General features: G+C 39.8%; 15 protein-coding genes and 1 pseudogene. 6 read left to right on the forward strand and 10 right to left on the reverse strand.

Going from position 1 to position 24,526, the window contains the following annotated elements; translation table 11 throughout:
* The first annotated feature begins 141 nt into the window (after positions 1-141).
* The 5 genes from ubiG to yfaE all read left to right on the forward strand — a co-directional run bounded on the left by ubiG (position 142) and on the right by yfaE (position 5,694).
* Positions 142-852, forward strand: coding sequence for a bifunctional 2-polyprenyl-6-hydroxyphenol methylase/3-demethylubiquinol 3-O-methyltransferase UbiG (gene ubiG / locus I6F50_RS02260; protein ID WP_197175225.1), 711 nt, complete (start codon positions 142-144; stop codon positions 850-852).
* Positions 852-1,532: an HAD family hydrolase gene (locus tag I6F50_RS02265; RefSeq protein WP_197175226.1), complete on the forward strand. Its 681-nt coding sequence runs from the start codon at positions 852-854 to the stop codon at positions 1,530-1,532. The genes ubiG and I6F50_RS02265 overlap by 1 nt, the downstream gene beginning before the upstream one ends.
* A 411-nt stretch (positions 1,533-1,943) precedes the next feature.
* Entirely contained in the window at positions 1,944-4,226 is a 2,283-nt protein-coding gene (gene nrdA / locus I6F50_RS02270) for a class 1a ribonucleoside-diphosphate reductase subunit alpha (protein WP_197139696.1), read from the forward strand.
* Between the two features lie 65 nt (positions 4,227-4,291).
* The gene (gene nrdB / locus I6F50_RS02275) at positions 4,292-5,422 is read left to right on the forward strand and encodes a class Ia ribonucleoside-diphosphate reductase subunit beta (protein ID WP_165727486.1); all 1,131 of its coding nucleotides are present in this window, start codon (positions 4,292-4,294) and stop codon (positions 5,420-5,422) included.
* On the forward strand, positions 5,422-5,694 hold the full coding sequence (gene yfaE, locus I6F50_RS02280) for a class I ribonucleotide reductase maintenance protein YfaE (protein WP_165739718.1): 273 nt from the start codon (positions 5,422-5,424) through the stop codon (positions 5,692-5,694). The genes nrdB and yfaE overlap by 1 nt, the downstream gene beginning before the upstream one ends.
* A gap of 87 nt (positions 5,695-5,781) precedes the next feature.
* On the opposite strand, the gene aldA is transcribed toward yfaE, so the two are convergent.
* Genes aldA through I6F50_RS02295 form a run of 3 tightly spaced genes read right to left on the reverse strand, consistent with a single transcriptional unit; the run spans position 5,782 to position 9,053 of the window.
* Positions 5,782-7,230, reverse strand: a complete 1,449-nt coding sequence (aldA, locus tag I6F50_RS02285) for an aldehyde dehydrogenase (protein WP_165741093.1) — start codon at positions 7,228-7,230, stop codon at positions 5,782-5,784.
* A 4-nt stretch (positions 7,231-7,234) separates the two neighbouring features.
* On the reverse strand, positions 7,235-7,999 hold the full coding sequence (locus I6F50_RS02290) for a 2,5-didehydro-3-deoxy-L-galactonate 5-reductase (RefSeq protein WP_033016439.1): 765 nt from the start codon (positions 7,997-7,999) through the stop codon (positions 7,235-7,237).
* 31 nt (positions 8,000-8,030) lie between these two features.
* On the reverse strand, positions 8,031-9,053 hold the full coding sequence (locus I6F50_RS02295) for a zinc-binding dehydrogenase (RefSeq protein ID WP_165727483.1): 1,023 nt from the start codon (positions 9,051-9,053) through the stop codon (positions 8,031-8,033).
* Positions 9,054-9,343: 290 nt separating this feature from the next.
* Here I6F50_RS02295 and I6F50_RS02300 point away from each other — a divergent pair, with 290 nt between their 5' ends.
* A complete protein-coding gene (locus tag I6F50_RS02300; RefSeq protein ID WP_197175227.1) occupies positions 9,344-11,299 on the forward strand; it encodes a CRTAC1 family protein in 1,956 nt (651 codons plus the stop codon).
* A 70-nt stretch (positions 11,300-11,369) separates the two neighbouring features.
* Here the strand turns inward: I6F50_RS02300 and I6F50_RS02305 are convergent.
* The 7 genes and pseudogenes from I6F50_RS02305 to I6F50_RS02335 form a co-directional block, all read right to left on the reverse strand.
* A pseudogene (locus I6F50_RS02305) lies at positions 11,370-11,866 on the reverse strand (helix-turn-helix domain-containing protein).
* A 115-nt stretch (positions 11,867-11,981) separates the two neighbouring features.
* On the reverse strand, positions 11,982-14,345 hold the full coding sequence (locus I6F50_RS02310; RefSeq protein WP_166376310.1) for an alkaline phosphatase D family protein: 2,364 nt from the start codon (positions 14,343-14,345) through the stop codon (positions 11,982-11,984).
* A 547-nt stretch (positions 14,346-14,892) separates the two neighbouring features.
* Complete coding sequence (locus I6F50_RS02315; protein WP_166376309.1) at positions 14,893-18,360, reverse strand: TonB-dependent receptor; 3,468 nt, start codon at positions 18,358-18,360, stop codon at positions 14,893-14,895.
* A gap of 512 nt (positions 18,361-18,872) precedes the next feature.
* Positions 18,873-21,212, reverse strand: coding sequence for an alkaline phosphatase D family protein (locus tag I6F50_RS02320; protein WP_197175228.1), 2,340 nt, complete (start codon positions 21,210-21,212; stop codon positions 18,873-18,875).
* Positions 21,213-21,279: 67 nt separating this feature from the next.
* Entirely contained in the window at positions 21,280-22,308 is a 1,029-nt protein-coding gene (galE, locus tag I6F50_RS02325) for a UDP-glucose 4-epimerase GalE (RefSeq protein ID WP_197175229.1), read from the reverse strand.
* A gap of 10 nt (positions 22,309-22,318) precedes the next feature.
* Positions 22,319-23,473: a galactokinase gene (galK, locus tag I6F50_RS02330; protein WP_165727477.1), complete on the reverse strand. Its 1,155-nt coding sequence runs from the start codon at positions 23,471-23,473 to the stop codon at positions 22,319-22,321.
* Positions 23,470-24,525 carry a UDP-glucose--hexose-1-phosphate uridylyltransferase gene (locus tag I6F50_RS02335; RefSeq protein WP_166419029.1) on the reverse strand — a complete coding sequence of 352 codons (1,056 nt, stop codon included), beginning with the start codon at positions 24,523-24,525 and terminating at the stop codon, positions 23,470-23,472. The genes galK and I6F50_RS02335 overlap by 4 nt, the downstream gene beginning before the upstream one ends.
* Position 24,526 lies beyond the last annotated feature (1 nt).

Below are 24,526 nucleotides of genomic sequence, written 5' to 3' on the forward strand. Positions count from 1 at the left end.
CCCGGTATTGGGTATTAAGAGTATTTGTTATTATTACTAACAGCCATGCTATCACAATTAATTTCAATTTACAGGCGCAAAACTTTGCGATTTATCAATTTAGCCCTATATAATGGCCTCAGATTGACGAGGAAGTATTTTATGACCGAACATCAAAATGTAGATCACGCAGAAATAGCAAAATTTGAAGCCATCGCAGAGCGTTGGTGGGACCTAGACGGAGAATTCAAACCTCTTCACGAAATTAACCCGTTACGTTTAGACTTTATAGCAAACAAAACGCAAGGCTTATTCGATAAAGAAACACTCGACGTTGGCTGTGGCGGCGGTATTTTAAGCCAAAGCATGGCGCGTATGGGTGCAAAAGTAACTGGCATCGATATGGGCCAAGAACCTTTAACTGTTGCTAAGTTGCACAGTTTAGAAACTGGAATAAATGTAGATTATATAAAAGTGCCTGCAGAAGAGTTTGCAACACAGTACCCTGAGCGCTTTGATGTAATAACGTGTATGGAAATGCTTGAGCACGTTCCCGACCCAGCATCTATCATTCATGCCGTAGCCGCACTTGCCAAACCAGGCGCAGACGTGTTTTTTTCAACCCTGAACAAAACACCTAAAGCATACTTATACGCTATTGTTGGCGCTGAAAAACTCTTAAAAATGGTGCCTGAAGGTACACACGACCATAAAAAGTTTATAAAGCCTGCACAGCTTATTGCATGGGCAGAGCAAGCCGGTTTAAAAGTTCGTGCAAGTACAGGGCTTTCTTATAACCCACTATCAAAGCAATATACGCTCAATAGTGACGTTAGCGTAAATTACATACTTTATTTTGAGAAGTTAGCTTAATGGCTAGCTCTCAAGCCCCCCTACCCCTTATTGAATACGATGCATTTTTATTTGATTTAGACGGCACCCTACTCGACACCGCTGATGATTTAGGTGCCGCTTTAAACGCAGTTCTTATTAGCAATAAAATAGAACCTGTTAGTAGTGATATATACCGTCCTGCCGCATCTAACGGCGCAGGCGCATTATTAGAGGCTGGTTTTAAAGAATTATGGGCTAAACAACCCCAAAGCGAGCTTATAAAGCAATTAGTTGACGAGTACGCCACAAACATAGCAAATCACACACGTTGCTTCAGCGGAGTTGAATCGTTACTTATCGCACTTGATCAGAAAAAGATCAAATGGGGGATCATGACTAATAAACCAGGGTTTTTAACCGATCTTTTAGTGGCAGCTATTCCCGCATTAAAAAATGCCAGTGTAGTAATAAGTGGCGACACATTAGCTGAAGCTAAGCCATCACCTTTACCACTGCTACATTGTGCAAAGCTTATGCAGGTAGAACCAAGCCGTTGTTTATACATTGGTGATGCACAGCGTGACATACAAGCAGGCAAAGCGGCAGGTATGCATACCGCAACGGCACTTTGGGGTTACATCCCAAGTATTGATGAAGCCAACAGCTGGAATGCTGATTTTAACTGGCAAAGCCCAATTGATGGTTTCAACCATATATAGTGCTATGTTAATTAATAAACACTATATATTGTGATTGAGTCAATTTTCACGCAAAGCCTGATGATAAAAAAAGCAGTCAAAATTTATTTTTAAAATACGCAAATTTAGTAGATCATTAGTTGATTTTTGCATATTTCATCTTAAATGATTGTTCGAAGGTGAGTGTCTACTAACACAAAGGCTATATCTCCTCATTATCAGATAATAGACACAATTCTACCTCTTGCAAAACAACTCAGACCACACTATCTTGTGATCATTAAATTGAACAGCACCAGATATTGTGGCCAAATGTTATTCAATTAAATTCTCCAATTTAATTAAATTTATACAAAACGAGTATCTACCTTGCTTCGGCGAGGCATAAACATTGGTCAAAATACATAATTCCCAAGGAATACAGGCAAATCTATGAACCAACAGTTATCTGTAAGCAAACGTGATGGGCGCAAAGAGCCTCTTGATCTGGATAAGATCCATCGCGTTATTGAATGGGCCGCCGAAGGTTTAAGCAACGTTTCGGTTTCGCAAGTTGAATTAAAATCGCACATTCAGTTTTACGACGGTATTCGTACTAAAGACATTCACGAAACCATCATTAAAGCAGCAGCGGATCAGATTTCAAAAGAATCGCCTGATTATCAATACTTAGCTGCACGTTTAGCTGTATTCCATTTACGTAAAAAAGCGTACGGTCAATTTGAGCCACCACGTTTATTTGACCACGTAACAAAAATGGTTGGCGATAAACGCTACGATGCTCACTTATTAGTAGATTACACAGAGCAAGAATTAGACGAGCTTGATGCATACCTTGATCATTCTCGCGATCTTAACTTTAGCTACGCGGCTGTAAAACAGCTTGAAGGTAAGTATCTCGTTCAAAACCGTGTATCGGGTGAGATTTACGAAAGTGCACAGTTTTTATATATTTTAGTCGCGGCAAGCTTATTCTCTGACTACCCACGTGAAACACGCGTTTCTTACATTAAGCGTTTTTATGATGCAGTCTCGTTATTTAAAATATCATTACCTACGCCTATTATGGCAGGTGTACGTACGCCTACTCGCCAGTTTAGCTCATGTGTATTAATTGAGTGTGGCGACAGCCTTGATTCAATTAATGCTACATCGTCTGCGATTGTTAAATACGTATCACAACGTGCGGGCATTGGTATTAACGCAGGTCGTATTCGTGCGTTAGGTAGCCACATCCGTAATGGCGAAGCGTACCACACAGGTTGTATTCCTTTTTATAAGCACTTTCAAACAGCTGTTAAAAGCTGTTCACAAGGTGGTGTACGTGGCGGCGCAGCAACATTATTCTACCCGCTTTGGCACCTAGAAGTAGAAAACCTACTTGTGCTTAAAAATAACCGTGGTGTAGATGACAACCGTGTTCGCCACCTTGATTACGGCGTACAGTTTAATAAATTAATGTACTCTCGTTTAATTAAAGACGATTACATTACGTTATTTAGCCCATCAGACGTGCCAGGCCTTTACGATGCATTTTTTGAAGACCAAGAAGAGTTTGATGCGCTTTACGTAAAATATGAGCAAGACGAATCTATTCGTAAAAAGCGTATTAAAGCCATTGAGCTTTTCTCTATGTTTGCACAAGAGCGTGCAAGTACAGGTCGTATTTATTTACAAAATGTGGACCACTGTAATACACACAGCCCGTTCATTGCTAAAGTTGCGCCTATTCGCCAATCTAACTTATGTTTAGAAATTGCATTGCCAACTAAGCCACTAAGCAACGTAAACGACGAAGAAGGCGAAATTGCCCTTTGTACACTGTCTGCGTTTAACTTAGGCGCCATTGAATCACTAGATGAGCTTGAAGAGCTAGCTGAACTTGCAGTGCGCGCACTTGATAACTTACTTGATTTCCAAGACTACCCTGTACCGGCTGCAAAAAATGCGACTATGGGTCGTCGTACACTAGGCATAGGCGTAATTAACTACGCATACTACTTAGCTAAAAACGGTAAGCGTTACTCAGATGGCAGCGCAAATGCACTGACTCACAAAACGTTTGAAGCGATTCAATACTACCTAATGAAAGCATCAAACGAGCTTGCTAAAGAGCGTGGTGCCTGTCCTAAGTTTAACGAAACAACGTATTCACAGGGCATTATGCCAACAGATACGTACAAACGTGACTTAGATAAAATTTGTGATGAACCACTTCACCTTGATTGGGATACATTACGTGCCAGCATTAAAGAGCACGGCATGCGTAACTCAACACTAAGTGCGTTAATGCCTTCAGAAACATCGTCGCAAATCTCTAACGCAACAAATGGTATTGAGCCACCACGTGGTCACATTAGCGTTAAAGCAAGTAAAGACGGTATTTTGAAACAAGTAGTGCCTGAGTACGAACGTTTAAAGAATAACTACGAGTTATTATGGGATATTCCATCAAACGATGGTTACCTACAACTTGTGGGCATAATGCAGAAATTTGTTGACCAAACTATATCGGCAAACACAAATTATGATCCAAATAAATTCGAAGGCGGTAAAGTACCTATGCAAGTCTTATTAAAAGACTTACTAACTGCGTACAAACTGGGTGTTAAAACCTTGTACTACCACAACACTCGCGATGGTGCCTCAGATATGCAAGAAGATACTCCAGAAGTGGAAGATGATGATTGTGAAGGCGGCGCGTGTAAAATATAGTTATTAATTTTTATTTTAAGCGGGCATTTAGCCCGCTTTTTCTGATAGTTTTTTGAGTGATAAACATGTCTTATACTACATTTAGCCGAAACCATAATAACCAAATGCTAGAGCCAATGTTTTTTGGCCAAACTGTTAACGTATCTCGTTATGACCAACAAAAATACCCAATTTTTGAAAAGTTAATCGAAAAGCAACTGTCTTTCTTTTGGCGTCCTGAAGAAGTAGATGTAAGCAAAGACCGTTTAGACTTTCAAGCATTACCCGATCACGAAAAGCATATATTTTTAAGTAACTTAAAATATCAAACTTTGCTTGATAGCGTACAAGGTCGTTCACCTAACGTTGCCCTACTTCCTATTGTATCGTTACCAGAGCTTGAAACATGGATAGAAACGTGGGCATTTAGTGAAACGATTCACAGCCGCTCGTACACGCATATTATTCGTAATGTTACACAAGCCCCTGAACTTATTTTTGATGACATAGTTAGCAACGATAAAATAAGCGAACGCGCCGATGCTGTAACCACATACTACGATGACTTAATTAATTCAGTATCGCTTTACAACCTTTACGGTGAAGGCAAACACGAAATTAACGGCAAAACAGTGATCGTTAATTTGTTCGAACTTAAAAAGAAACTTTACCTTGCCATGATGTCGGTAAATATTCTTGAAGCCATTCGTTTTTATGTAAGCTTTGCGTGTTCGTTTGCGTTTGCTGAGCGTGAATTAATGGAAGGTAACGCTAAAATCATTAAGCTTATTGCGCGTGATGAAGCACTTCATCTTTCGGGTACTCAGCATATTTTAAATATTATGCAAGACGGTAAAGACGACCCAGAAATGGCAATTGTTGCAGCTCAGTGCCGCGACGAAGCTATTAAAATGTTTGTAGAAGCCGCAGAGCAAGAAAAAGAATGGGCAGAGTACCTATTTAAAGATGGTTCTATGATTGGTCTAAACAAGCATATTTTATGTCAGTACGTTGAGTACATTACTAACGCACGTATGACCGCTATTGGCTTACCAGCACAGTTTGAAAATAACAGTAACCCTATTCCATGGATCAATTCATGGTTAGTGTCTGATAACGTGCAAGTAGCACCACAAGAAGCTGAAATTAGCTCATACCTTGTTGGTCAAATCGACTCGCAAGTAGATGCCTCTGAATTTGGTGACTTTGATTTATAATGAGTGACAAGTCTGCTGCAAGCATAACGCTTGCAGAAAACAGCCAGTGTATAGAATTTACCACTGGCTGCCTTTCTGTTTTACAGTGCTTAGAATCCATGAAAATAGACGTTGCATTCCAATGCCGCGAAGGTTACTGCGGCGCCTGTAGAGCAACGTTAGTTTCAGGTAACGTCGAGTATAACGAAGAGCCACTGGCGTTTGTGCGCGAAGGCGAAATACTCCTGTGCTGCTGCAAGCCTAATGGTGACATAAGCATAAATTTAAAATAATTTATGAATAAAATAAAAAGCCGATAATTTATTATCGGCTTTGTTATTTATAAATCAACGACCCAGGGAGATTGTTGTTTAATTATATTATTTTTCTTTTAAGTAAACGGTTTTCTTTTCTAGATATTGCTCTAAACCAAACTTACCGTCTTCACCGCCAAAACCACTTTGTTTCCAGCCATTATGAAAACCTTGATGCTGCTCACCCATACCACGGTTAACATAAACTTCACCCACTTCTAATTCGTTAATAGCTTTATTAATATCAAAAAAGTTTTGAGTGAATATATAGGCGCTTAAGCCATAAATACTGTCGTTACAGTACTGTATTGCTTGTTCCATATCTTTAACTTTTACAATAGGGAGTACTGGGCCAAAAGTTTCTTCGTGTACTGCAATGTTATCTTGCTTAACGTCTACAAGTAACGTTGGTTCGTACCAACAACCACCTTCGAAACCCTCAACAGACGCAACTTTACCACCAGTGGCAATGCTTGCACCTTGCTTAATACTTTGTTGAACAATGTGATCAATGTTGTCTATTTCACGTTGATTACATTTAGGCCCCATTTGTGTATCTGGGTTCATAGGATCCCCAACACGAAGTGCTTTTACTGCTGGTATAAATTTAGCCATAAATGCATCGTACACAGACTCTTGAACATATAAACGCTCAACACAGGTACATACTTGCCCGCAGTTAGCAAAGCGACCCCAAAGCGCACCTTCAACAGCCTCATCAAGGTCGGCATCTGCCATAACAACCATCGGGGCTTTACCGCCAAGTTCAAGCATTACAGGCGTCATGTATTCTGCGCTAGTTTTATAAATTTGCTTACCTGCAGCAGTAGAGCCTGTCATGGTGATCATTTTAGTAATTGGGCTTTCACACAATGCTTGGCCAACAACAGAACCTGATCCATTAATAACGTTTAGCACGCCAGCAGGAATCCCCGCTTCGTTTGCTAAACGACCCAGCTCGGTGGTTGCTAAAGGTGTTTCTTGGGTAGGTTTTAATACAATAGAGTTACCTGTAATCAACGCAGGTCCAATTTTACGACCAGCCAATGCCAGCGGAAAATTCCACGCAGTAATACCAACAACTACGCCACGTGGCACTTTATGAATGTATATTTTTTCATCTTCGTTATCTGAAGGTAAAATATCGCCTTCAATAGTAAGTGCATGGTCGCATGCATAGTCAATAAAAGTCGCTGTTACGTCGACTTCCATTTGTGCAACTGATAGCAATTTACCTTGCTCTGCAACAAGCATTGGTGCAAGAATATCTTTATTTTCACGAATTTTATTAGCAAACACGCGCAATATATTTTGACGTGTGCGAGCTGTCAATTTAGCCCACTTTTTCTGGCCTACATTCGCTGACTCAAGTGCATACTGCGCATCTTCTATACAGCCTTTTGGTATTTCACCAATTTTTTTACCCGTAGAGGGGCTTAGTATTTCAATGATGCCGCTCGCTTTAGACGCAACATATTCACCGTTTATAAAATTTACATTATTATGGAAGTTCATTGAACTATCTCCCCATCCATCCGCCATCAACCAATAAAATAGCGCCGTTTACATAACTAGCAGCCTCAGAAGCCAAGAACACTGCGGGCCCTTTAAAGTCTTCAGGATTTCCCCATCGACCTTGTGGAATGCGCGCTAAGATGGCTGCATTACGCTCTTTGTCATTGCGTAATGCTTCAGTGTTATCGGTATCAATGTAACCTGGCGCAATGGCATTTACATTAATGCCTTTACCTGCCCATTCGTTAGAAAGCGCCATAACCAATTGCCCAATAGCACCTTTACTAGCTGCGTAACCTGGTACTGTAATACCACCTTGAAAAGTGAGCAAAGAAGCCGTGAAAATAACTTTACCCTCGCCATGCTCTATCATTTGTTTGCCTATTTCGCGGCTTAAAATAAATTGAGCATTTAAGTTAACTTCAATCACTTTATCCCATAAATCATCTCCATGCTCAGCCGCTGGTGCACGTAAGATTGTACCTGCATTATTGACTAAAATATCAATTTTAGGAAAATCGCTTTTAACATCATTAATAAAAGAATAAAGCGCATCACGATCACCAAAGTCACATTGATAGGCTTTAAAGTTTCGGCCAAGGGCTTTAACTTCTTTTTCTACTTCTGAGCCTTCAAGCTCTAAGCTTGCAGACACACCAATAATATCAGCGCCAGCCTGTGCTAAACCTAGTGCAATACCTTTACCAATACCGCGCTTACAACCTGTAACAAGGGCTACTTTGCCTTCTAAGCTAAATTTTTCTAACATATTATTCATTTTAATACCTTTATAATTTTTATTATTGTGGATTACATTCAACAAGCGCTTTCATGCCTTCTGGATTTCCATCCATACTCGAAAATGCACTACCAATATCAGTTAACGAACTAACCGAACTAATAAAAGGTTTAAGATCTATTTGGCCCGATGAAATTAACTCTATTGCCCAATCAAAATCTGCCGCTTCGTATACGCGCGCACCTAATAACTCCAACTCTTTCCAAAAGAATTGAAATAAATCGATTTCAGGTTTAACACTGTGAATAGCCACCATGACTATACGACCCCGACGCCCTGATATTTCGGTCATAGCCTCTATTGCGGGTTTTACGCCTGATACTTCAAATACAACATCTGCACCTTTTGTTTGCGTCCAGCTATCTACATAGGCAGCTAAATCTTCTTCAATGGGATTAACCGATTTAACACCTAGCTCATTGGCAAAAGCACGGCGGCTTTCGTTAGGCTCAGACACGAGCACTTCTGCACCAACACTTTTAGCAACCGCAGCAACTAATTGCCCAATTGGCCCGCCACCAAGTACAACCACTTTCTCACCCGCTTGTAAGCGCGAGCGTCGTACATCATGGCACGCAACCGATAACGGCTCTATTAATGCGCCTTGTTTTAAATCAACGCCTGCTGGTAATTTATGCAAAGTACGCGCTTTAACTGTCCAGCTTGACTGAAAAGCACCTGGCGTATCTATTCCCATAAACTTTAAGTTTTGACAAATATGCGTATGCCCTGCATTACACGTAGGACAATCGCCACACCAATCTAATGGACGTACTACCACGTTTTCGCCTACAGCAAAGCCTTCAACGCCTTCACCTATTTCTGCAACAACACCTGATATTTCATGGCCAATTGTTTGCGGAATAGACACTCGTTGATCCATTACGCCGTGGTATATGTGCATATCTGTACCGCAAATACCAACGTATCCAACACTCAATCTAATCTCACCCGCTTTAGGTTTAATAGATGTGCCTTCAACAATGTTAAATGACTTGTTACCTATATATTGTGCAGCTTGCATATTTTTATACCTTCAAGAATGTTTAATTAAATAGTAACCAAGTAAAGCATCATTAAAACAATGCCGAAACGAGGAATATCAAAGTGAACTATCATACCTTGATATGGTTTATTGTTAACAATCTACACCTAGGTATGTTGTTTGTAAAGCCACTATCAAAATTTAATATAACTTTAGAGCGCAAAAGCCAATACGTTAAAAAGCATTAAGAATAGTTATTAAAATTTACTTGTATGTTTTAATATCAACATATATTGTCAACAATTAACACAGTGTAAAGAGGGACAATAATGATTAAAAACAAAAAATCTGCGCTTAGCGTAGTGATTATCAGCGCTCTAAACTTAGCGGGATGCAGTCAAAACATACAAACACACACGCCCAGTAGTAAAACAAATAACAACGTAGTCTTTTCTGACGTATCTGAACAAGCAGGTTTAATAACACAAAAAAATTGGAAGTATGGCGGCCCTACCATTGCAGATATAAACAGTGATGGTCACTATGACCTACTACTAACAAATCACGACACCACTCCTATTCGGTTGTTTATGGCAAATGGCGATAATACATACACACTACAAGATAATATTTTTCCACGAGCAGATCTTCATGGGATGTCGGCCGGTGATTACGACAACGATGGCGATCTCGACGTACTTATTGCCCTAGGTGGCGGAAATGGCACCAAACCTAAACCACAACGATTACTTAAAAACAATAATGGCAAATTTGAAGATAAAACTGTTGAAGCTGGCTTATCTAAAATGGGAGCTCGCGGGCGCTCTGTGCGTTGGATTGATGTAGATGGCGATGGCGATCTGGACTTTATACAGATAAACGCCGAGAAATTAATTCTCGAAAACTCGCCACGTAATATAATTTTTGAAAATATTGGTAACGGAAAATTTGCTCATCACCCCTCACCTTCTTTTGAAAATATAAAAGCCGAGCGCGTATTATTAACCGATTATAATAACGACAACATACTCGATATTTTTGGCTTCGATGCTTATAATAATTTAAGTATATACAAAGGAAATAACGACTTTTCATTTACTGATGAAACTAACAACGTTATTACAAATAACAAAGAATATAAAAACACGTTAGTTATTGCTCAAGCTGATATTGATAACGATGGTGATATGGATTACTACCTAGCTCGCGGTAAACCAAATTACCAAATAGCTAATAATAGTATCTCGTATAACAAAGAAAATAAGCGGTTAGATTTGCGCGATGAAGGTAACAAGAGTCACGACGGTATAACACTCATTACAGACAACACAAACTCAGGAAGCCTTATATTAAGTGACTTTTATCACTTCCCACGTGCCAAACTATTAAGCCAAATGGATGTATATATCGGAGAGCAAAAAAAATTAATTAATACACCTAATAAAAATACAACTATTAGCCAACAAAAAGCGCTCGGTTTTCCAACTAAGCTTGATAAAACCGGCTGGTACATTGGTTATTTAGGTAATAATAAATGGCGTGTTGAATGGGTACTTACAGATAACCTTGCATGGGATATACGTGCATCGTTCAAAAATGTAGCTGAATATCAAAGTGATTGGCAGCCACAAAATCAAGTCCTTACCGATGTATTACTACGTAACGATAACGGTAAGCTAGTTGATATTTCATCTAAATTACCAGCATTAACAAACAGTAATAACTGGGGTGTTGTACCAGGAGATTTTAATAATGACACTAAAATAGACTTTATGGTTTATCGCTTTGGTAAGTTAAAAGAGCGTATTTCTGATGTACTCTTAATAAATCAAGGCGATTACAAGTTTGAAGCAACAACAGTACATAATGCCAATACTGAAATAGGCCAAGATTCTCATGGTGATATGGGGGCTGCCTTTGATTATGACCAAGATGGTAAATTGGACCTACTCAGCGGAGATACAGATAACGGCCAGTGGCATTTGTATAAAAATACCACTGAGTTAAGCGACGCTCATTATACCCTTATAAGAGTTGGCTACTCAAAAAGTGGTATTGATCCGTATGGTGCAAAAGTACAAATTAAAACGCCAAGTGCAGCTCAATATCAAGTTATTGGTTCGCAAAGCGCATCTCACTCGCAAAGCTTACTTAATATTGTGCATTTTGGATTAGCACAAGCTGATACGCTTTCATCAGTTGTAATTACATGGCGAGATGGCAGCCAAAAAACGCTCACTAATGTTAAGGTAGACTCACTAATAAAAGTGGGAGAATTTAAGTAAGTCCTGTTTAATATGTACTAGCTCAGGCTTGATCTGACAGTTACCCATTTTTCTAATGATGACTGTTAGTTTAGATTTGAGCTAAATTATTTTCTGCCCAAACCGTTTTTCCATCCAGTAATGTTTTAAGTGGTGTTCGACCGCAACATACTTTCCCTTGATGAGTCCGATCATTGTTGTAGTAATCCATCCATTCGTCCAGATCTTTTTATAGTTCTTCCTTAAGCGTATAGCTAACAATTGAACGAACACCACTACCTGAAAAAAACACGCCTAATTTACGAAGCTCATTGCTGCTTCTATGATGGCCGTGAGCAGGATAGTCAACTGCATATTTAATGACGGCTTGCTCTGTTTCTTCGTCAACGCGATTCTTTATATTTAGTGTACGGTGGTTCTTTTCGATTAACGCATCAATCCCCCCTCATTAAAGAGTTCTTGATAACGATAAAATGTATCTCGTGATACGCCCATGACTTTACAGGCTCTTGATACATTGCCTAGTTCTTCAGCAAGGTTAAGTAAACCAGCTTTGTGTTTTATGGTTGGGTTGTTAGTATGCAACATGAGAGTTACCTTTTTGTTTGTTTTGATTTAAAGATTCGACACCTTTATCAAAACGGGTAACTCTCACTTTTTTCAAGTTGAATTGTCAGATATTGTCTGAACTAATACATATAAGTTAACTTAATATATTTTTGCCTTTATTCTCTTGTTGATGAATAGTTACTGGCCATCCTGGATACTGATTACTTGCTTTACCATCGGCTATATCTATTAAAAACTTATATGCTTCCATTGTGTATGTCAGCTTTTCAGAATCAAATGTAATAAAGCCAAAACCACTCCCTTTCTCATGTGCCTTTACATAACGATTACTGGATTTACCAACCTGTGGATTTCCTACCGCATAGACATAAATCTTATTACCGAAAGTGTCATTATATTCGCCAGTTTCGCCAAGGCCGTGTGCTGGCCGGTTTTGGTAAGGCATGCTCATCGAATCAGGTTTCCACCATCTTGGCCAACCGGCAGAAATAGCTGGCGTACAAAAAGCCCAATTGCTATCTCTTTGCTGGTTTACGCCATATTGCGATAAAGAACCTAAATGGGTATCTCCACAAATATGTAACGCCATAGAGTCACGCATTGCGTCAATTGCACGGTTACGTGCAGATGCAGGCCAACCACTCGAATCAAAATCATATTTCAAGAAGCGATCAGGCAAGGGCTGATGAGTAGAAATAGCAGCAAACACCGTTTGACTTAATACCGCTTTTAATTTATGTCCACGCCAATCATTACCCCACTTTATAAGAAAGTTCTCTTGGCGGTTTCCTAACAGGTCTAAGCCGGGGGGATTGAATATAGGATTATAAAAAAGTGGGTCTTCATCTTGTCCCGTTTCGCCAACCGCAACATTAATACGCTCTGGGCCACTTTTCCATTGTCTGTCGGCAAGAATCGCAAAACCGACACCGCCATATAGCATAGTGCCATAATACGAGCTAATACCATTAGTTGGCGTTGGATCATAAGGATCTGGATTATGGTTGAGAGTGGTTTTATGTATCATATTTACCACGCGTGCAGAATCAATATAACCACCTAATGCACTTGCTGAAGGGTCTTTGGAAATGTTTTCCATCCTTGCACCACCTTCCCCCCACAAATTACCTTGGAGTACATCATGATCATCGGGCAAACAAATTGTCGGTTGATTACGCATTACCTCTTTGAAAGCCAAGCCAAACTGATAGAATTTGCGTAAGTAATTTAAAATCGCTAAATTATCTGGAGTACGAATTACACCAAATCCGCCATGACTTTCATAAATTTGATCACCAGAAAAGAACACCAAATCGGGGTTTAGTTTTTCGACATTTTGAGCAACCGGTTGGTACGGAAAACCATAATCATTTTGACACGTGAGCGCGGCCATTCGTAATTTTTCACTCGCTGGGTTCGCTTTTATAATCCCTGAATATATATCTGGGGTTTGTGTACCATCTGTGTGTTTTTCACGGTATACAACCCGAAAAGGCGTATCGAGTGTTTCATCCCAATTAGCAATACGAAAGGTCGCCAACCAGCCATCATGGTCTATGACTTGCGAATCAATAGCGAGCCACTGATCATCACGCTGTATTTGTAGTTCTATTTGCTGATTATCTTGCTCACCTATAGGCCCTGTGTAAGCACTTAACTTCATCACAAAGCCTTCATCACTCAATGTATCGTTTAACGAATACATAGTCCAAAGTATCGGACCAAACGCTTGTTCATCTATTACTGAAAATGCTTCACCTTGCATGGTCCAATTACTAAATTTATATCGTGCGCCCAACTTGTCTTCAGGTGCATTTTCATATGTGACGGATGGAATCGAAAAGTTACTCACCAACGCCACATTGCCTAATAATTCAGTGGCTGCAGCCAAATGAGTGAGAGTACCTATCACTTTTCCTGACGACGTTAAACTAGCCGTTAACTCTAAAGCCATGGCACCTGATTGAGGTGTTCCAGTCAGCGTTAAAGTAACAGCTTGATCCTCTATCGGAATCGATATAGGCACGGTGTTATTGCCTAACAATAAATCGTTGTTTTTAATACCAAGGTCATAACCCTGCTGGACAAAACAATTACTACGGTATTCATTTAATTCACTTTTAGCACCAAGACGAATACCCGCGCCACCATCGTTGCTGTTTTGCTCTAAGCGAGACACTTGCACCGACATTGTAAAAGCTTGGTCAAGATGCGCTATTTGGTGAGTGAGTGAATGAACACTACGATTACCACCTCTACTTCTACATTCAGCAGCACCATTAACTACGCGCCAATCCTCCATTGGATTAGCCCAATATTGTTTTCCAAGCCATACTCTATCATACGTTTTATACCAATTATCATGATGAGATTTAGTACCGCGGGTAGTTGTTGAAGCCACTGTCCCAAAACTGCTAGTGCAACCAGAAATTCCTGTAGCAGCAACACCAGCAGCTAGCATTTTGAGGACTGAACGACGAGATATGTTTTTGTTCATAGTTTTAATCTCACAAATCAAATATTGTTAACAGTAAACAAACTATATTTGATTTTTTACTAAAGATCAGCATTTTTTTTTCTAAAAACGGTTACAAATTGATAAAAGTTAATTGCAAGTATTATCAGAGATGTTTACCTAGACACTAAATATTTTACCTAGCTTGTTATAAAAAGGTATTATTGCTGATAGTTTTCTTAACCCGCCCTATATAAAGCTTTGTTTAGATAACCGATTAGAGCTTCTCACTATGAGAAAACTACAGTAACAATTTCTAAAATGAGATAGATTCTCCACTTTCAGTTAATAAATTTTTTGGACTTGTTTATAAGTCATATCGCCTTTTTCTACAGCGTCGACAACTTGCAATTTAAAGCCTAATGAATAATCTCGTTGTGTTCTTTTAATCGGTGTGTTCTTTTAATCGGTGTATTATTTGACTTGGTCATAATAAGTCCTAAATGTGTAAACACATTTCAGGACGAGACAAGTAACAAAAGCCAAAAAGCCCGCAGAAATGCTGCGGGCTTTTTATTAGATTAAAAATTTAGAAATTAATACGGGTATTAAGTCTAAATGTACGTCCGGTATGATACTGGTAGACCGTGCGTGACTTAGTTGCATCCCCTTCTAGTGGGCTGCCTTCGGAGAACGTTTGGCCACCAGCATTTAAGAAACGACTCGTAAAGTATTGGCGTACGCCTTCGTCGGTTACATTGGCAACTTGTAGTGATACCGTCATGTAGTTATTTACTTTATAACTTGCAGAAAAGTCGAGCGTTTTACGTCCCTCTTCCCACAGCGATCCGTTTTCCCATGAGCGTTGTACAAGCTGATCGGTTGTCCCTTGGTAAGATAGACGTAATTGATGACCATCTTTTTCCCAAAAACCCGTTACGTTGTAGCTATGCTCTGGCGTATAGGCAACCGCCAATGAAGGAATTTTTACATTATTATCAATCGATGATACTTCTTGATCGTACTTACTGTCTTGATATGTATAGTTAGCCTGCAAGCCAAGGCCGGACCAAATACCCGGTAAGTTATCGTAGGTTTGCATGTATTGAAGCTCTAACCCTTTAATACTTGCCCCTTTACCATTTTTAATACGGGTAGTGTTAAATTTGGCACACATTTGCTCTAAGTCACCTGAATACATCCACTCTTTTTGATAATCCTGGCCACCTTGGAACCGTTTAGGCATACACCCTTCTAAGCTATCTTGGCCAGCAATCAGTACTAAATCATTTGGATCATAGGTTTCGCCTTCTGTTAAACCTACGTCACGTAAATCATCCATGTAAGTAACGATTGTTTCTGATTCTTCAAAGTTAGTCATATCTTTATAGAATAACGTCGCGGCTAATAAGCCGGAATCATTAAAGTACCATTCATAAGATAAATCTAAATTAAATGATTCAAGAGGGTCTAATTTAGGATTAGTCAGTGTAATTGAGTTATTACGATTTTCGCCACCCCATTGCGTTTCTCTCACTTTAAAACCAGGGCGAAGCGAGTCAATTTGCGGGCGTGCCATTGTTTTTGATGCTGCGAAACGAATAATAGTATCTTCACTGTATAAGTAATTTAGATTTAAACTCGGTAAAAATAAATCATATTCATGCTCATCCGTAACGGCAAAAGAGCGCAAACTTCTGTCTTCCGTTGGTAATAAATTTCCTGCTTCATCATAAACTCGTTCACCGTAAATCCAATGTTTTTCTGTCGAAACATCAGAATGACGCCATAAATACCACTCAGATTCAAACTCGCTACCTTGTATCGCGTTAGGATCATGACACGGGCCTTGATCTGGTATCCTAACATCATCAGTCTTATCATTGGTTCCTAAGGTGTCATAACCCAAACCATCCGTTCTAGACCAACGAATTTCTTCATTATAATTAGTGCCATAAAATGGAGTCGCTGCACAAAGCGGTAAACTTGGGTCACGCAGTTCTGCAAGCTTGAATGGATCCATTAAACGGGCATTATTTGATGGGTCATAAGCAAACTGCACACCTGATGCACCTTGAACTTCAACCGTTGTTTTAACATAACGAACACCGACATCACCACTAATGCGTCCATCTAATAACTCAAAGTTGAGCTTTGTGTAAAATGCTAGGTTATCGAATTCTGTATTTCTTGTATTTGAATTATCAGTATTAAATGCCACTTCAGGGCTACCTAACGCAACTTCAAACGCTTTGAAAGCTGAAAAGCTATTCCAACCATCAGTTACATTATCGCGACCATAACCAAGGCCTGCCATAAAATCATCTACTGGGAATTCATTGCCGTCTGTAACCATTGCCCCGGTGATATCACGTAAGCCACTGCCTAAAACCGCAGGTAATCCAGTATTTGGGTTTGTAATTACAACGCCTTCACCTACACTGTTAAAAGACCCTTGCTGTGCATCAACATACTTAGAACGTTTAGACCATTTAGCACCAAATTCGATTGAACGAAAGTTATTTGAATCTAGAACGTAGTCAAAGTCGACAAATAATGACTTTTGTTCATCTTCTACCCTATTTAAAGTTCTGCCCATGTAAGATAAATGCTGAGCATCTAATTCGTCAGGGTTAAACCCGGTAGTGCTATAGTTATCCCACAGGCTTTCTGGATCACCAAAGGTATTATTTTCGCCATAGTCAATTAAGCCCGTACCGGTTACTAAATTACACTTCCCACTAATACAGTCATAACCCACAGGTTCCATATCTTCAGGCGGAACATTTTTTAAACTCCATGCACTAATGTTTGCAAAATTTTGTAATGCTACATATACAGAATTATTGGGTATTTGCTCGGTTTTAGAGTAACCAACTCCCGCATCCATCGTTAATGAATCACTAAAATTATGGTTCATATCTAAAGAAAATATTTGATTGTTATTTTCAAAATCCCCTTCAGATTGCACCAAGCCACCACTGCCAAAGCGGTTAACAAATTTAGTAAATGTATTCGTTTCTAAATCAATGGTACGCCAGTCTTGTTCAGGATCTGTATATTCAGCAGTTACACCAGCCAAACCAGGGTCTTCACCTTCAACCAAGTTTTTAGTTTCTACTGAGCGGGTGTTAATTCCATGCATAGAATTATTTATATCTTGCTTACCAACAATAGCATTAAAGTTAAATTCTGTATTTTCTGTTGCGCGCCATTGTAAACCTAGACTGAAATTCACACGATCATTTTGACTTTCTTGATATTGATACTGTACGGCTCGAGGTGTAATACCTACAGCATTTTCAATAACATTACCGTTAGTATCTTTCGCTAAAGGGGATTCTAAGGCATACCAATCTGTTGCCGAGTATTGATCTTTACGATACGCATTGGTTTCTTTAACTGCTGTTACAACCACGCCAAACGTATCATCAAAAAACTTTCTTGAAAATGTACCCGACACTTTGTAATTATCTTCTTCTGATAAGTCATTGTAACGACCTTCGAGCGTCATGGTGTTTATTTCGTAGTTTAAATCTAACGGCTTAGTTGTTGTTAAATTTATATTGGCACCTAATGCCCCCTCTTCATGATCGGCACTTGGGGTTTTAACCACTTCTATTTTAGATAAGATATCTGAAGAATACTGCGATAAATCGACACCTTGACTATAACCTGTTGAGCCAAGCTGGACACCATTCATACTGATGTTATTTTGTTGTGAATTAGCGCCACGAACAGTCACCCGTGCGCCTTCACCATCAACTGATTGCACCGACACACCAGTTACACGAGAAAGCGCATCAGCAATATTTTGATCGGTAGACTTACCAATGTCTTCAGCGTTTATGGAGTCAACAACGTTTTCAGCAAAACGCTTATCATTAATAGATTTTTTAAGACTGGCGGCTAACCCGCTGACTTCAATTATTTCAATATCGGCTTCTACTTTCGATTTTTCTTGTGTGCTTTCGTCTTGCTTGGCGTAAACCAATTGTGTTGCAAGTACTGCAGCTGTAATCGCGCTCAACTTGAACGCTTTGTTGATGATTGTCATGTGTGTTCCCTTTCTAAGGTATTATTATGTTGTCAGGTTAATCTTTTGTAAACAATAATATAATAACCAAACAATTGTCAACTGTATTTTGTTAACAATCTTTACTTAATTATAAAAAAGCAACTTAATGCGTAAGCATTAAATTACTCTTAATTAACAGTGTTAAAGTAAATATTTACACAGAGTTTATCTAGGGCGTGTTGATCTTTGTGGATTGAAATTTGTTCAATCTAGGGGCGGTTAAATCGCGGCGCGAGGTTTGTAACCTAGTGGGCTAAGTAAAAACCGAGCAAAGCTTCCGCGTCCTGCTCACGCCCCTTACCTACATCCATGTAGGCAACAAAGAGTTAATCGTCCCTAGAAAGAACCCAAAGGGCAGCGCATGTTTGGTATTTATGCTGCGTTATCGCCTATTCATGGGGAATAACCACACTACATAGGCTCCGCCTTGCCTAAAAACCAAACATACTGCTGCAAATTCACCCACCAAAGATCAACACGCCCTAGCCTAATCAAAATTCTTTTATATACGGCCAACCAGCAAACTGTTTGCCTATAGAAGGATCGGTATTCCATTCCCAACACTCTAACTGATAATATTTTTTAGCGTGATTTATTTTAATAATTCCGTAACCTTCGCTTTTTAAGTTTCGGTCTGCTAAAAATTTACCCCACGTTGTATTTTGTTTAGCAAAAAGCTTATGCGTTACTTTTGGATTAGCTGCGGCCAGTACACGCATTTTATTACCAAACGTGTCGGTAAAATCACCGGTATTTTTGTCGTTGTTTCGCTGATTGGGTAAAGGTGCGTGGGGTTCAAACCAACGCTGCCAAAACGCCGCACTAGCTGGGCCTGCAAAAAATAAGCTGCCATCATCAAAGGTATTTATTCCTTGGTAGGCAAGCAACCCGAGGTGTTGATCTCCCGCAATTACTAATGCATTAGCGTCACTTACTAGTTTTACTGCGCGTGTACGCCCATCCGCCGGGTAGCCATGTGCATCGTAATCTATTAATGCTTTGCCATTTTCATCGGTTTGAGGCGACCCCCACATGGAAGCTGTAATACATATTTTAGGTTTACCCGGGTGCATAGTTTGCCAGTCTTTTAAAAAGGCTTCTTGGCGTTTACCTAATAACTCACCCGTTGTGGCAAGCTTATTAGCTTTGTAGTCAGGTGGCGTTTTAAATTTACGATCCTCAACCATCGCAAAGCTAATTCCGCCATATTCAAAAGCGGCGTAGGCTACAGGAATATCATATTTAATAGGCGTAGGGTCGTAAGGGTCTGGATTGTGACCGTTTTGCATACGGTAAATCATTCTAACTAAGTCTTTATCCCACTTATAACCACCGTCTTCTTCTTTTGGCATATCGGAGTGCTCGGCTCCATCGCCCCACAAGTTACCTTGCAGTACATCATGATCATCAACCAAAACAAGTGTAGGCTTATCTTTTATACTATCGGCAAATGCCCAGTACCATAAGTACCATTTATATAAGGTATCTAGTTTGGCATCTTTTGTGTGCCGACCATAACGAGTTGGGTATGTTTCATAGTACTGATCGCCACAAAAAACATACATATCAGGATTATGATAATTGGCATTTTCAACAAGCTCAGTGTGAGGGAATAAAATATTATCTTTGGTGTAACGCCCTAAATCGCGCTCGCTGCTAATAAGGCGCGTGTAATGTGTGTTGTCTAAGCTTTTGGAGGTAGGAATAATACAAGAGTACAATGCAATCGTGAATTCTTTAGTATTTTGTGGGTCCTTAGCAATAGTGCCAAAGTATAAAGTGTCTTCAGGCTTTTGTGGGTTAACAATTCTGTATTGAGCTTGTTTTAAATAGTTCCAATTACTTAACCTAAACCTTGCTACAAACCCATCTTCAATTTTTGCTGTGCCTGCATGCTGCCAATCCAATTGGTTTTCAAACTTATATTGCAGCTCTACGCGTGAAAATTCTTTAATATTAATAGGCATTAACTGACAAGATAACTTGAGTACCTGTTTATTAACGCTATACATACACCCCATAACCGGGCCTAAGGTATTGGCATTATTTAGAGTTATTTTACCGCCACCGGTTTCAATATCACTAAACCCCCAACGTGCGCCTGCTACAAAAGGCTCTGAGGAGCTTAATAACGAAATCCCCCCTTGCAGTTGATCTGCGGGTACTTTGTGAAGTACTGCAAATCCTAATTCCTGGGCTGTATTTGTGTTACTTGCCACAAGACGAATATCAAAATGGTGTGCATCTATTGGGTCTAAATGGCAATCGAGTGTTATTTTATCGCCGCTTTTATATTGTTGTATATTAAATGGAGCACGATTAATAATAGTAAAATCAAGCGCTTTGCTTTCATCATCAAACTGTCTAAATGATAATTTACCTAAACTGTCAAAGGCGGCAATTATTCCGCCATTTTCGCCACCAGCTCGCTGTGCTAAAGCAGCACCTTTAGCTGATAGCTCACCTTTGCCAATTCCTAATAAAAATCCACAAAAGCCCTCTTCATTCGGTGTTAAATTGCGTACGGTGGCTTTTATACGCCCACTTTGTAATGAGCCATTAAGTTGCCTGGTGAGTAACGATACACTACGCGCTTCAAAATCTTTTCCTTCTCGGGTACATAAAAGCTCATTACCTATACGCTGCCAATCTTGTAGTCTGTTGCCCCAAAAATGCTTACCAAGCCACACCTGCTTACTAAAATTAGTATTATCTAATGGCGCAGTTGAGGTTAAGTCACCTCGGTATGATGCAAATAATCCGCTGCAACCACTTAACAGGCTTGAACTTAGTAGACCAGCGCTGAGTTTTAAAAAACTTCTCCGTTTCATTTTAATCACCTTTATTATTGTGTGTGGATTAGGGCGCCTTGTGTAGACAGTGCTTTACATAAGGAAGTTATACATTTGGATAGCCATTAGGGTTATTACTTTGCCAGCGCCATGTGTCTTTCATCATGTCTGCGAGGGTATATTGACATTGCCAGCCTAAAACAGACTGGGCTTTAGATGAATCGGCCCAAAAGGCAGCTAAGTCGCCATCTCGGCGCTTTACAATGTCAAAGTTAATATTAACTCCGGTATACTCAATAAATGCTTTTACTATGCCAAGCACAGAATAAGGAGTACCAGTGCCTAGGTTAAATGCTTCATATAGACTGTGGTGTTGCTCGCCAAGCCATTTAAGGGCTTTAATATGACCATTGGCTAAATCACTAACGTGTATATAGTCACGCTCACATGTACCGTCTTCAGTAGGGTAATCGCCTCCAAAAATAGCTAATTTGTCACGTTTACCTACAGCAACTTGAGCAATAAAGGGCATTAAATTGTTAGGAATACCTAATGGGTCTTCTCCTATTTGGCCGCTAATATCTGCGCCAATAGGATTAAAGTAGCGCAGGCTGGCTACTTGCAAACCGGTATTTGAGGCGACTATTTCTTGTAGTATTTGCTCAATCATTACCTTTGTTTGCCCATACGGGCTTGCTGCACGCCCTAGAGGTAAACTTTCGGTATAAGGCACCGATGCGCCTTGTCCATAAACTGTAGCTGATGAGCTAAACACGAGTTTATCAACATTATATTTAAGCATGCATTGGCATAAATTTAAGGTAGACACCAAGTTGGTATAATAATACTCAAGTGGTTTTTCTATGGATTCGCCTACCGCTTTTAAACCTGCAAAGTGAATAACCGAATCAAATTTATGCTCGCTAAACGTGGCAGACAACTTATCGTTATCAAGTAAACTGGCGTGAATAAATTCAACTTTTCGCTTTGATAACGCTTCTACGCGAGTTAGCGATTCACGACTCGAGTTACTTAAATCGTCTATTACTACTACGTCAAAACCATCTTTTAATAAGCTTAAAACAGTGTGGCTGCCAATATATCCCGCGCCTCCTGTTACCAGTACTTTTTTCATTAGATTGTCCTTATGCTCTTATAAGTGATACACCAGCTGAAGGTACGCTTGTGTAAATCGTTTCTTTTAATCCTGTTTGTTGCTCGTACTGCGTTTCAATAGCACTAATTACATTCTCTACCAAAAAATTAGGAACAAACGCCACTACACAACCACCAAAGCCACCGCCCGTCATTCTTACGCCGCCGTGTTCATTAATTACTTTTGCGATAATATTCACAAGAGTGTCGATTTGGGAGGTGGTTATTTCGAACAAATCACGCATAGAGGCATGGCTTTGTGCCATTAGTGTACTTAGTTTGGTTATATCGTTATTACTAAAGGCTTGCATGGCTTCTAATGTGCGCGCATTTTCATACACAATGTGCTCTACACGCTTGGCTACTTCAACGCTTAATGTATGTTTTTTTGCCTCAAACTCATCAATACTTACATCGCGCAAGCTCGGTTTAGACAAAGCTTCTGCCCCTGCATAACATTGCTCTCGGCGTAAGTTATATTCGCTATCAAGCAAGCCTCGTTTAACGTTTGAGTTAACCATTAAAATAGTCATCTTTGGGTCAATGCTCACTTCAATTAAATCAAGTGAGCGGCAATCTATACCCAATGCTTGTCCTTGCTGACCACACGCCGATATAAGCTGATCCATAATTCCACAGTTGCAGCCCACAAAATTGTTTTCAGCGGCTTGTGCAATTTGAGCTATGTCTTTTCGCTCAATAAACAATTCACATAAATGATTAAATGCATAAGCAATACCTACCTCAAGTGCAGCCGATGAACTAAGACCAGCTCCTTGCGGGACATTACCTGTGATGCATATATCGCAGCCACTGAGTTTATGATTTCGTTTTTGCAGTTCATCAACTACGCCGCGAACATAATTACTCCACGTTTGCGTACTGTGGCTATTAAGCGGTTTATTTACTAAAAAGTTGTCAGTTTGGTTATCGCAATCAAGTGCAAGTACATTTACTACATCGTCTGTTCGAGGGGACACAGCAATGTAAGTAGCGTATTCAATGGCACAAGGCAGTACAAAACCGTCATTGTAATCGGTGTGCTCACCAATTAAATTAACACGCCCTGGGGCTTTGACAACAAAGTCGGCATCGCGTCCAAAGTGGTTTGAAAAAGCTAACCGTGCGCTTTGTTCAACATTCATTTAGTGTTCTCTTTATAATGCGTTAGTGATTGTTTCTTCAAAATAGTGGCAGCTTGCTCGGGTGTAATATCACGCTGTGCTTCGGCCATCATTTCGTATCCAACCATAAATTTTTTAACACTGGCTGATCGTAGTAATGGCGGTAAAAACTGCGCATGTAATTGCCAAAATAAGTGGCTTTGACCATCATAAGGCGCGCCATGCCAGCCCATAGAGTATGGAAATGAACACTGAAATAAGTTATCGTAACGAGTTGTTATATTTTTAATAATTTCAGCTAGACTACTTTGTTGAACGTCTGTCAGCTGTATCATTTGAGTAATCGCAAACCGAGGCAATAGCAGTGTTTCAAATGGCCATGCAGCCCAATAAGGCACAACCACCAGCCAATCATCGTTTACACAAACCACGCGTTCTTGCTTTTCAATTTCACGTTTTGCGTAATCAAGCAGTAAATTACTTTTATACTTTTCGTAATATCGTTTGAGGTTTTCGTGTTTACGCGCAACCAAACTAGGTAATTTATTTTGTGCCCAAATTTGACCATGTGGATGTGGGTTAGAGCACCCCATTACAGCGCCTTTATTTTCAAATACCTGAACCCATTTGTAAGTTTTTGATAACTCTACGCATTGCTCTTGCCATGTGCTTACTACATTTGTAACTTGCGAAACACTAAGCTCTGGTAGTGTTTTTGCATGATTAGGCGAAAAACAAATAACACGCGCAGTGCCACGCTCTGTATGCATACTAAATAGGGGATCGGTTTGCTCCACATCAGGCACACCTTCACGCAAGGCGGCAAAGTCATTAGTAAACACAAAGGTGTTTTTGTAATCTGGATTTACTTCACCGTTAATACGCGTATTGCCTTTACATAAAAAGCAGCTTTCGTCGTATTCTGGTTTAACCTCAATATCTACACTTTCTTCTTGACCTTGCCATGGGCGTTTAGCCCGGTGTGGCGACACCAACACATATTCATTTAATAATGGGTTTAAACGCCGGTGTGGATGCTCTGTCGGGTCAAATTGATTTTGTTGCTCACTCATT

Source organism: Pseudoalteromonas sp. NZS127_1, assembly GCF_015864295.1.
Taxonomy (GTDB): domain Bacteria; phylum Pseudomonadota; class Gammaproteobacteria; order Enterobacterales; family Alteromonadaceae; genus Pseudoalteromonas; species Pseudoalteromonas arctica.